We start from the raw sequence: 10,875 nt of genomic DNA, 5'->3' as shown, positions 1-10,875 counted from the left end.
GGCCGGAGTGCAATCAGTATGTCACGGTCGCCGGCCCGATCTACATGGGAAGTTCCCGTTACGGAAGTCAGCGAGTGGCTGCGAGCTCTTCTTCGAGCTGCTTGCGGATGCGGGGCTTGACTGTGCCGGGTTGCCATGGAGGCAGCAGTGCGAGTGCCTCGGCGGTAGTCGCATGGGCTTTAGCTCTCTGCCCGGCGGCGGCGTAGGTTTGGGCGAGAGTGAAGAGGCGAGATGGGGTCTTCGGTTGACTTTGCGCCACTTCCCGCTCGGCGAATTGCACGGCCAGCTGCGGATCGCGCAGGCTGGCGGGTTCCACCGTGATGAGGGCGATGGCGGCCTGATCGAGGATCTGTGGCGGAGCCTGGTCGACTTTCGCCACTTTCTTGAGCATTGCAATGCCCTTTTGGCCGATTGCAAGTGCATCTCCCGGTGAGTGCAGTGCTTGCTGCAGAGTGGACATCCGCCATTGTGCGTTAGCCAGATTCGCCTGCCAGTTCTCATTCGAGGGGTCGTGTTTGAGCAGCTCTTCCATATCGGCGATCATCTGGGCGAGGAGCGTACGTGCGGTTTCGAGGTTCTTGCGACGATCGGCTGCGGAGAGAGTTCCTGAGGTGTGGAGTTCGGGGTCGGCGGCGTTTTCGTAGCTCTGTTCGGCGTCGTCGAGGATGGTGGCGACGTCGAACAGAGCGCGGAGGTCGTCGTGATCCTGGTCGGCGAATTTCTGGTAGATCTTCGTGTCTTCGGTGTAGATGGGATTGGCCTCGCTGTAGCGTCCTAATTCGCTGAGAGCGTTGGCTTCCTTGCGGAGGAGGACGGCGCGGAGGCGCATGGTGGGGAAACTGCTCTGCTGAGCTGCCGGTAGAGCATCGGTGCGTTGGAGACCGATCTTGAATTCCTTCAGGGCCTGCTCGGGGTCTACATCCATGACGGCGCTGCCGATCTTGATCTGCATGATGGCGAGGCCGCGCTGCGGGCGGACGAAGCCCGGGTCAATGCTGAGGGCGCGATTGTCGATCTCGATGGCTTTGCGGTAGGCGGTAAGCGCCTGTCCACGGTCGCCAAGGCTGGGTGTGCCGGGTTGGCCGAACTCGTCACCGAGGCTTCCGTAGGCGCTGGCAGCGTCCCCGAGCAGAGCGACGGGTGTGTGCGGGTCGGCAATGAGGAGGTCGAAATTCCTGACTGCCTCCTGCATTGCGGCGACGGCTTCGCGGGTCTTGGCGGACTGGAAGAGGATTTCGCTTCGGGATTGCTCGACGAAGGCGAGGGCGTGGATGGCTTCGTGATCGTTCGAGTGTGCGGCGACGAGGGGCTGAGCGATGGCGAGAGCCTTGCCCAGGCTGACGAGTGCGCCGGTGGGGTCACCGAGGTTCTGATCGTAGGCGTTGCCCTGGATGTTGCCGAGGCGGGAGTAGGCGTCGATGAGGTCGAGTTGGGTCAGACGGTCGCCTTCGGCGTCCTGGGCCATGCGATCGAGGTGCTCGAGGACGCGGGTGACGAGGAGCTTCTGCACACCGGTGGAGCCGGGGAGTTGCTTGATGGCTTCGTCGAGTTCGGAGAGGAGACTATTGCTCAGCTGGCGGAGATCGGCGGAGCGGGCTTCGGCCTTGCGACGCTGCTGGTTGGCGATGCGTGCCTGCCAGAGGATGCCGGCGACGCCGATAACGAGGATCCCAGCGAGGAGGGCGACGGCAGCGAGGGCGAGGCGATTGCGGCGGGCGAACTTGGCGGCGCGATAGCGGAAGGTGCCTTTGCGAGCCGCGACAGGGCGGCCAGCGAGGTAGTCTTTTAAGTCTGCGGAGAGCTGTTCGGCGGTGCGGTAGCGTTCGGCGGGTTCCTTGCGCAGCGCTTTGTTGAGGACTGCCTGAAGGTCCGGGTCGAGATTGTCGGGTTTGCGGGGTGGATCCTGGCAGATGACCCGCATCATTTCCGTGAGGCTACCCTCCTTCAGCTGGTAGGGCAGATTGCCGGTGAGCAAGCGATAAAGAAGGACGCCGAGCGAATACGTGTCTGACGCGGTGGTGATGGGATTGCCCAGCACCTGTTCCGGGCTGGCGTACTGGGGAGTAAAGGACTGAAAACCCTGGCGGGTCATGTCGCCTTCGAGCTTTTCGTGCGAGGGGGAGACAAGCTTGGCTGTGCCGAAGTCGAGCAGGCGCGGCGTGCCGTCTTCCGCAACGAAGATGTTGTCAGGCTTGAGGTCGCGGTGGACGACGAGGTTCTGGTGGGCGAATTGGACCGCTTCGCAGACCTTGATGAAGAGGCTGATCCGGTCGTTGATGGAAAGCTCTTGCTGGTCACAGTAGCGGTTGATGGGCTCGCCATCGACATATTCCATGGCGAGGTACAGGTCGCCATCGGGGGTGACGCCGCCGTCGAGCAAGCGGGCGATATAGGGATGATGAAGTCCGGCGAGGATTTGGCGTTCCTGGCGGAAGCGTTCGCGGAAGAAGTCAGTGGCCAGTGGCAGGTCAATGAGCTTGATGGCGACCTGCTGCTCGAATTGACCGTCAGCGCGGTGAGCGAGATAGACGGCACCCATACCGCCCCGTCCGAGGAGGCTGTCGAGTTCGTATGGGCCGATACGGCGGCGGTCGGGGAGGGGATTGGGAGTGTCTTCTGTTTCCTGACGGCGTGAGGCGGTGACGAACTCAACTGATTCGTTGGCGCGAAGAAGGGCTTGAACTTCGGCGGTCATTTCTGCATCGTCGCCACAGAGATTGGCGAGCAACGCGGCTTGCGCTTCCGGCGGAGCGTCGAGCATTTCGTGAAAAATGGCTTCGATCCTCAGAAAGCTTTCGGTCGATGGATTCATGCCTGCAGCGACCCCTTCCGTGGCCCTTGGATTCTTATGAGAGACTGCGTCAAATGGAGCCGAAACGCCTCACGATTGCCCGGCATCTTCGCCGGTTTCGGGCAGGCCGTTGGGGTGAAGACGGCGAAAGAGCCAGCTTTTGATGAACTTGAGATCGCGGTCAACGGTGGCTTTGGAGACGCCCATGAGTGAGGCCGTTTCCTCGGAAGTGCAGCCGAGGAAGAAGCGCAGTTCGACGAGCTGGACTTTATAGGGGTCAATGGCGGCAAGAGATTCGAGGGCGCGGTTGAGATCGAGGAGTTCGGGGCTGCCGATGTTGACCCACGCGAGATCTTCGTTCAATGGGACGCGCTGCAGGCCTCCGCCGCGAATCTGGGCCTGGTTGCCGCGGGCATGGTCGATGAGGATCATGCGCATGACCTTGGCGGCAAAGGTGTAGAAGTGGCGGCGGTCGTCCCAGGCGGCCTGCTTCTGGTTAAGCAGACGGAGGTAGAGCTCGTTGACGAGGGAGGTGGCTTGCAGGACGTCCGGGTTGCGTTCGCGGCGGACGTAGGCGGCGGCAACTTCGCGCAGGTGAGGGTAGACGAGCGGCATGAGCTGCTCGAAGGCGGACGGTTCGCCCTCTTTCCATTTACCCAGAAGTACGGTGATCTCTCCCTTGCCTGGGGCCACTCCCGACTCCGTCAAAGCTCAAAGTATGCAATGGATGCCACTCGAAGCCTATCATTTCCTACGTTGAGGCACAGTATAGCCGGATACGCACGGTCAAGAAATTGCCGAGGTCAGTCCAATCTAGTCCTGTGAAAGCACGATGCAGGTGTAAGCTCCGATGCCGATGTACCCGCTGGCCGGCATGCCGTTGATTGGCGCGCTGCCTGCGTCGGTGTCGAAGCTGTTCCAGTTTTCGAAGTAGCCATCGTAGGAGCCGGAGTTGCTGTTGAAGCGAACGCGCCAGAGGCCGGTGCGCGGGAAGCCGATACTGTAGCTGGAGTATGGCTGGTTGGAGAAGTTGCAGACAACGATGACGTCGTCGCCGGGACCGCCCTGACTCCAGCGGTGATACACGAGGATGTTGTCGCAGATTGGGAGGACGTTGATGTTCGCGCCTTGCAGGCCGAGGGTGTTGTTGAACCAGTTACGGCGCAGGTGGATGAGGTCGCGATACAGGTTCCGGATACCGGAGTACTGATTGCGCAGGTTCCAGTCGATGGGGTTGGGGTAGGAGCCGCTGTTGGGGAAGGGCTGAGATTCGAGGAACTCCTGCCCTTGGAAAAGCATGGGTATCCCCGGAGCGGTGAGGACGACGGCTGCCGCGAGGGTAGAACGTTTTTTTGCGTAGAGGCTTTCTGGATTGGCGCCGTCGATCAGCACGGTCATGCGGCCACCAGATTGGTTGGGGTCGTCCTTGTCATGATTTTCGCTGTAAAGGACGGATTTGAATGCGTTCCAGCCATTCAGCGAGGAGAGTGCGCCGGCGAGTGCCGGGAGGTTGCGCCCGGCATCGTCTGAGGCAGTGACGGAGTTGCGCAGGATCCAGTAGAAGCTGTCACTCCACTGCGTGCCGAAGCCGTAGCCGCTGGGATCGTTGAGTGGAGCTGTAATTGAGGATTCGTTCTGGAGGTCTTCGGCGATGGTTAGCTTCCAACCCTGATTCGCTTGAATCTGGCTATTGATGCGGCGCAGGAGGGCTTTGCCGTCGGGAAGTTCAGCCTTGATCTGACCTTGGTCCTGCACCGCGCGGATGTTGACAACGGAATCGAAACGGAGACCGTCGACGTAACGGTCCTGGAGCCAGCGGAGGGCGTTGTCGACGATGTACTGGCAGACTTCGCTTCGGCCCATGTCGAATCGGGAGTGGCCGAAGTCGGTGTGGGCGCGGTAGTCGGTGTAAAAGTAAATGCCGCCATTGGTGGAATAGGAGTCGTAGGGGCAGTCGACGTTGCCGGGACTCCAGCCGTCAAATTGCCAGAGGTCCGTTTCGCCGAGGTGGTTGTAGACCACGTCCAGGATGACGGCGATGCCGTATGCATGGGCCTTGTTGACGAAGTCGCGGAACTGGTCGGGGCCCCCAAAGGTGTCTTCCACCGCAAATATGTAGCCCGGATTGTAGCCGGTCGACTGGATGCCGTTGAATTGGCCGAGGGGCATGATTTCGATGGCGTTGACGCCGAGGTCGGCGAGGTCGGGCAGCTTGACGGTTGCGCTGTCGAAGGTGCCTGGCTTACCGTCCGGCTGTGTGGTGAAGGTGGGAATGTGAAGTTCGTAGAGGACGGCTTCATTCCAATTGGGTGTGTTGTAGCCGCTGCTGTCATAGACTCCGTCGGATGACGCGACGAGGCTGTTCATGTTGCCGTTGCTGTCCTGCTGGATCGACCTGGCGTAGGGGTCCATCCGATACGGGGTTGCACTGTTGGCGATGTAGAACCTGTAGGTGTCACCGACTTTGGCACCGGGTACGTCGACAGACCAGTAGCCGCTTTCTCCTTCCTGAGCCAGAGGATTGGCGGTGGTGACCCAATTATTGAAACTGCCAACGACAGAAACCGAGGCTGCGAACTTGGCCCAAACGCGGAACATCACGCCGCCGTCGTAGGGCAACGCTCCCATGCCCAGCCGGGATGATGGGACGGGTGGGGTGGCAAGGGTGGCAGATGCGGTGCTCATTGGATGGCTCCTTGACTGAGAGTTGGTCAGGACCGCTGGCTACGCTGGTGGATTGCTTGTGGTCATGGTACGCGCTCTGTGTCTGCGGACTATGAAATTTCTTCAGCGGGTTTTCTCTCCGCATCCGTTGCAGGCTGGGAGCATCCAATGTTGTATGAGAGAGCGGCTGGCGTTTTCGGTGTTGGATCTGGTGGGGATGCGCGCGGAGGAGACTCCGAGTGCAGCGATTGCGCGGAGTGTGGACCTTGCGCGGCATGTGGAACGGTGGGGATACACCCGTTACTGGCTGGCGGAACATCATTCGATTGCAGGGCTGGCTTGTTCGGCAACCTCGGTGCTGATTGGCCATTTGGCTGGGGCGACGACCTCGATTCGTGTGGGCAGTGGCGGGGTGATGCTGCCGAACCATGCACCGCTGGTGGTTGCGGAACAGTTTGGAACTCTGGAGGCGCTGTATCCGGGGCGTATCGATCTTGGTTTAGGGCGGGCTCCGGGGGGCGACTTTGCGACGATGCAGGCGCTTCGCCGCGATCTTGCGCAGACCGGCGATGATTTCCCGGCGCTGCTGGAAGAGTTGCGGTCGTACCTTGGGCCGGGCAAGCCGGGGCAGCGGGTGCATGCGTTTCCGGGGCAGGGAAGCAATGTGCCGGTGACGCTGTTGGGGTCGAGCGGTTTCAGCGCACGGCTGGCGGGAATGCTGGGATTGCCGTTCGCCTTTGCGGCGCATTTTTCACCTGAATACCTCTACGCGGCAGCGCGGATTTATCGTGATAGCTTCCAGGCGGGCAAAGTACTGCAGAAGCCTTACCTGATGGTTGCGGTACAGGTGATTGCTGCGGAGACGGATCGTGCGGCGCAGCGCTTGTTTACGACGCCGCAACAGCGATTTCTGCGCTTGATACGCAATCAGCCGGTGGAGCTGTTGCCGCCGGTCGATAGCATGGATGGCCTGTGGAACGAGCAGGAGCGGGACGCTGTGGATAGCAAGCTAGGCGCTGCGATTGTCGGCTCTGAGAGGACCGTGCAAGCGGGTATTGAGCGGCTTGTGCGGGAGACCGGGGCGAGCGAGCTGATCGTGGTGACGGATACATACGAGCATGCCGACCGGCTGGATTCCTATCGACGTACGGCGGATGTGATCGCGAGTCTAGTCGAGGCACCTCGCGCTGTGTCTGCATGAGCTTTGCACTCTTGCTTTTGATTGTGGAGTGAACATTGCGCCTGTGGTTGCGATGTGCTTCAGCGACAGTTCCTCCTTTCCACGCTTGCACCGATCGTAAGCGGGGAAAGTGCTGGGTCGCGAGCAGCAGGAGCAATGTTGCTCCAGCGGCAGCCAAGCCGCTGCTGATTGACCCGCTCCCCCTGAACAAATCTGGACAAGCCTGAACAAGAGAAAGATCCTGAGAAGAGGCTCTTCAGCCCGGAATGTTAGCCTAACCCTGCCATGCATTGCACAAGAAATTTGCTGACACATGGCGGAGGCGGATGAGTCAGGCGCAGCCTAAGCTGGTACGACAGATCGGATTATTTGATGCCACCATGATCGTGATGGGCGGTGTCGTTGGTTCGGGCATCTTCATGAATCCATCGGTGGTTGCGGCGCGCGTTCATTCGCCGGTGCTGATGTTGTTTGTGTGGGTTGCAGGTGGCCTGATTGCGCTGATCGGCGCTTTCATTTATGCGGAACTTGGCGACCGGATGCCTGAGGTTGGCGGCCAGTATGTCTATTTGCGCCAGGCTTACCATCCGGTGGTTGGCTTCCTGTATGGATGGGTACTGTTGCTTGTGGTGCAGACCGGCGGTATGGCTGCGGTCACTGTTACGTTTGCGCGCTATTTTCTGGAGCTGACGGGATTGCCGTTCTCGGAGCGTTGGGTGGTCGTATTTACGCTCGGAATTCTGACGGCGATCAACTGCCTTGGGGTGAAGCCGGGAACGCGTGTGCAGAGCATCCTGATGATGCTGAAGATTGCCGCGATTGCCGGCCTGGTAAGTGGTGGACTGTTTTTTGTGCACAACCCGCAACCGGTTCTACACCCTGTCCTGGATGCTCCGTTATCGATGAATCTGCTGACGGTTGTTGGGATGGCGATGGTGCCTGTGCTGTTTGCCTATGGCGGGTGGCAGACCACCAACTTCATCGCCAGCGAGATCAAGAATCCCAGGAGGAATCTGGCACGCGCACTGATCATCGGAGTGTCGGCGGTGGTTGCGCTTTACCTTCTTGTGAATCTGGTCTGTATTCGGGTACTCGGTGTGACGGCGCTGGCACAGACCAGTGTTCCGGCAAGCGCAGTGATGCGAATCGTTGCAGGGGAACGGGGCGCCAAGCTCATTGCGCTGGGAATTGCAGTTTCGACTGTTGGCTTTCTGAGCCAGGCGATCCTCACTGCGCCGCGCGTCTACTTTGCCATGGCCGAGGACGGGCTCTTTTTCAAGAGCGTTGCCTATGTGACGCAGAAGACTCGAGTGCCCATTGTTGCAATCGTGCTGCAGAGTGCGTGGGCGGTGATCGTGGCCTTCACTGGCAAGTACGATGAGATCCTCAACTTCGTGATCCCCATGGATTTCTTCTTTATTGGTCTGAGCGCAAGCTGCCTGTTTATCTTTCGCCGCCGTGAACGGTCGCAGCCTCCGCTGCCGGCAGGTTTTCGCGTGCCGGGCCATCCCACCACAACAATCGTCTTCATCCTCGCGTGCTGGCTGGTGGTGGGAAATACGCTTTATAAGTATCCAAGCCAGAGTCTGGTGGGAGTGGGCATTTTGCTCGTTGGCTTGCCTGTGTACTGGTTCTGGTCATGGAAGCAAAAAGACTTACAACGGAGAACGGCAGCATGACTCTCGCAACACGCGCAATGGCATCCGTCTATCTGGAATGGGCCAAACTTCAATCCGCAGCTCCCTACAATCTGGCCACCAGTGGCATTGCCAGCTATCCTCTGTCCGCGCTGCCCATTACCATTCAGGACCTCGAAATCAACGGGCCCAACAGCTATGGCTACGTTCCATTGCTGGAGAGATTCGCAGAAAAGTGCGGCGTCGCTCCGGATCATGTCGTGACCACGAATGGAACGTCGATGGCAAATCATCTTGCCATGGCTGCGATTCTTTCGCCCGGCGACGAGGTGCTTGCGGAATTTCCTACGTACGGCCTTTTGCTGGAGGTTGCCTCGTATCTTGGGGCAAAGATCGAGCGGTTTGATCGCTCCCCGCAGAACGGCTACCAGATCGATGTTGAGGAAGTTCGGAGCAAGGTCACTCCGAAGACACGACTCATCATCCTGACCAACATGCACAATCCAAGCGGTGCTCTGACAGATCGCGAGACGCTGCTGGCTCTGGGTGAACTGGCGGTTCAGGTGGGAGCCCGAGTGCTCGTCGATGAGGTCTATCTCGCGATGCTTCCCGAGATGAACTTTGCTCTGCCGACGAGTTCAGCAGTGCATCTTGGCAACCAGTTTGTGGTTACGAACAGTCTCACCAAAGCCTTCGGCCTGAGCGGTATTCGCAGTGGATGGATTCTCGCCGAACCGGCGCTTGCCAAACGTATCTGGCGGCTGAACGACCTGTTTAATGCAACCCCTGTTTATCCAAGTGAGTTGATCAGCGTTGTAGCGCTCGATCATTTGGAGCAGATTGGCGATCGCGCGAGGAAGCTGCTCCAGACGAATCGTGCAGCACTGGATACTTTTCTCGCCGACCGTGATGATCTCGATGTATTTCTGCCGCCCGGGGGAACGGTAGTGTTCCCGCGACTACGGCATGGATCGGTGGATGATTTCTTCAAGCTATTGCGGAATGAATATCAAACGTCCGTCGTGCCCGGAGAGTTCTTCGAGATGCCGAGTCACTTCCGTATCGGCCTGGGCGGCGACCCGGAGATGACTGCCGAAGCGCTTAGCCGCCTTGGCACGGCCCTCGACGACTATGCCAATAGGATTGGCTGATTCGATGTGCTTTTGGGTACGATGGATGTCGTTTGAACGAGCGGGCAAAGGTGGCATCGTATGACGGATCGCCGAAGGTTTCTCAAGAATGTTTCGCTGATGGCTGCGGGTGCCTCTTTGCCTCCGCTGGCCGCATTCGCGAAATCAACTGCTGCGGGCCCGGACATTCGCTTGCGAATCGAGCCATGCAGCCTTGAGATTGGACCTGGAGTAAAGGTCGATACCGTTGCTTACAATGGGCAGGTTCCGGGGCCATTGTTACGTTTGAAGAAGGGCAAGCCGGTCAGTATCGACGTGACCAATGCAACCGGTTCTGCGGATATCGTGCATTGGCACGGCTTGACCACGGATTCACTCAACGATGGTGCGGTGGAGGAGGGTTCTCCGCTGATCAAGCCCGGTGAAACGCTGCGATACCATCTGACACCACGGCCTTCCGGCACTCGGTGGTATCACACGCATGCGATGGCCATGGGTGATCTATCTGTTGCTTCCTATACTGGCCAATTTGGCTTCCTGCTTGTGGATGGTGGTCCCGATCCAGGCCACTACGATCATGAGGTAAACCTGGCCATCCATCACTGGGGTCCCCATTTCGTGCCCATGGTGGAGACGATGCGGGAGCACTCACAGAATGCGCCGCAGACTACCGGTTCGGATGTCGGTTACAAGTACGCTACGATCAACGCGCACATGCTTGGAGCCGGGGAGCCGATTCGCGTCAAGAAGGGACAACGAGTTCTATTCCGTCTGCTGAACGCGAGCGCCACAGAGAATGTGGTTCTTGCGTTGCCGGGACATAGCTTTCGCGTGGTGGCTATGGATGGAAATCCGGTGCCGAACCCACGGACGGTGCCGGTGCTTTCTCTCGCTGTTGCGGAGCGCATTGATGCCATTGTTGAAATGAATTCTCCGGGTGTATGGATTCTTGGTTCAACGCTGAAGGAGGCGCGGGACATCGGGCTCGGGGTTGTCGTCGAGTATGCCGGACACAAGGGCGAGCCCCTGTGGAAAGATCCGGAGCCCGTTGAGTGGGACTACAGCCTCTTTGCGGCTTCCGTCGCCGTTCCGGATCCGGAAGAAACTTTCACGATGACGATTCGAGATGCGGGCGCACTCAATGGCGCGCAGTTTGACACATGGACCATCAATGGGGATGCGTGGCCCAATGTGAAGCCGATGATGGTGAAGCGCGGAAAGCGCTATCGTATGCTGTTTCGCAATGCCAGCGGTGATCAGCATCCAATGCATCTTCATCGTCATAGCTTTGAGGTGACGCAGATCGGCGATCGGCATCTTAGCGGGTTGATCAAGGATTGCATTAATGTGATGCCTCTCGATACGGTAGCCGTGGACTTTGTGGCGGACAATCCTGGGGATTCTCTTGTGCATTGTCATCAGCAATTGCATATGGATTATGGGTTTATGCAGATCATCAAGTACGTCAATTAG

7 protein-coding genes are annotated in these 10,875 nt (G+C 59.0%); 4 read left to right on the top strand and 3 right to left on the bottom strand.

Annotated elements, in window-relative coordinates:
• Positions 1-67 precede the first annotated feature (67 nt).
• The 3 genes from AC5S27_RS13590 to AC5S27_RS13580 form a co-directional block, all read right to left on the bottom strand.
• A complete protein-coding gene (locus tag AC5S27_RS13590) occupies positions 68-2,812 on the bottom strand; it encodes a protein kinase domain-containing protein (RefSeq protein ID WP_493935099.1) in 2,745 nt (914 codons plus the stop codon).
• A 69-nt stretch (positions 2,813-2,881) separates the two neighbouring features.
• Positions 2,882-3,484, bottom strand: a complete 603-nt coding sequence (locus AC5S27_RS13585; RefSeq protein ID WP_493935098.1) for a sigma-70 family RNA polymerase sigma factor — start codon at positions 3,482-3,484, stop codon at positions 2,882-2,884.
• 120 nt (positions 3,485-3,604) lie between these two features.
• Positions 3,605-5,476: an alpha-amylase family glycosyl hydrolase gene (locus AC5S27_RS13580; protein ID WP_493935097.1), complete on the bottom strand. Its 1,872-nt coding sequence runs from the start codon at positions 5,474-5,476 to the stop codon at positions 3,605-3,607.
• 154 nt (positions 5,477-5,630) lie between these two features.
• Between AC5S27_RS13580 and AC5S27_RS13575 the strand changes: the two genes are divergently transcribed.
• The 4 genes from AC5S27_RS13575 to AC5S27_RS13560 all read left to right on the top strand — a co-directional run bounded on the left by AC5S27_RS13575 (position 5,631) and on the right by AC5S27_RS13560 (position 10,875).
• Positions 5,631-6,656, top strand: coding sequence for an LLM class flavin-dependent oxidoreductase (locus AC5S27_RS13575; RefSeq protein ID WP_493935096.1), 1,026 nt, complete (start codon positions 5,631-5,633; stop codon positions 6,654-6,656).
• Between the two features lie 305 nt (positions 6,657-6,961).
• Positions 6,962-8,314, top strand: coding sequence for an APC family permease (locus AC5S27_RS13570; protein WP_493935095.1), 1,353 nt, complete (start codon positions 6,962-6,964; stop codon positions 8,312-8,314).
• On the top strand, positions 8,311-9,423 hold the full coding sequence (locus AC5S27_RS13565; RefSeq protein ID WP_493935094.1) for an aminotransferase class I/II-fold pyridoxal phosphate-dependent enzyme: 1,113 nt from the start codon (positions 8,311-8,313) through the stop codon (positions 9,421-9,423). Before AC5S27_RS13570 ends, AC5S27_RS13565 begins: the two co-directional genes overlap by 4 nt.
• 60 nt (positions 9,424-9,483) lie before the next feature.
• A complete protein-coding gene (locus AC5S27_RS13560; protein ID WP_493935093.1) occupies positions 9,484-10,875 on the top strand; it encodes a multicopper oxidase family protein in 1,392 nt (463 codons plus the stop codon).

The organism is Acidicapsa borealis, assembly GCF_059115245.1.
The sequence above is the reverse complement of the archived record's forward strand: the minus strand, read 5'-3'. Positions and strand labels throughout refer to the sequence as shown.